The sequence below is a fragment of the Gluconobacter sp. P1D12_c genome (genome assembly GCF_018812105.1).
Classification (GTDB): Bacteria; Pseudomonadota; Alphaproteobacteria; order Acetobacterales; family Acetobacteraceae; genus Gluconobacter; species Gluconobacter oxydans_A.
In genome coordinates, this window is sequence record NZ_JACSIQ010000102.1 from 1 (window position 1) to 711 (window position 711).

The 711-nt window shown below is 56.5% G+C and carries 1 pseudogene; it reads right to left on the reverse strand.

What is annotated here, in order from left to right:
- Positions 1-194: 194 nt before the first annotated feature.
- Positions 195-711, reverse strand: a pseudogene (locus KP705_RS15755) (Tn3 family transposase); the annotation flags it as partial.

Consider the following 711-nt stretch of genomic DNA (forward strand, 5'->3'; position numbering starts at 1 on the left):
TTGTGAAAGAGATCAGAGTGACACTCTGCCATGCTTCGGACAAGGACCGCCTCAGACCCGGCTGGTAAAGCGGTCTGCAGCTTCGACAGGACGAACTGTAATATCGACGTCCCGTTGATAGATGGGGTCACGACACGAAAGTGTATTTTACGTACGCTTAGGGTGAACACCTACAGAACCGCCAGCATTGGGGTTCAAGCGACAAGCAGGGATGCAGGCACCCGAAGCGGACGTAACGCGCCCGCTTCGGGCTGCTCATCGACATTCCAGCGATAGTCCCCTGTCAGAGAGATATGCTCCCAGCCGAGGGGTGCAATATGCCGCGCCAGGTCATCGGAAATGCCGAGCGTTGCGATGGCAGACTGAAGATAGCGCGTATTCCATAGGATAACCGCTGCCACCAGCAGGTTTAAACCTGACGCTCGATAAGCCTGATTTTCAAAACGCCGATCCCGCAGTTCACCAAGCTGGTTGAAGAAGAGCGCCCGAGCCAGCGCATTCCTGTCTTCTCACTTGTTGAGCCCTGCCTGGGTTAGCCTGCGCAAATCCAGATCCTGTATCCAGTCGAGCATGAAAACCGACCGCTCGATCCGGCCAACTTCACGCAAGGCCACAGCCAGACCATTCTGACGGGGATAAGATCCGAGCTTCCGCAGCATGGCCGAGGCCGTCACGGTTCCACTCCGAATGGATGTGACCAGACGCAGCAGG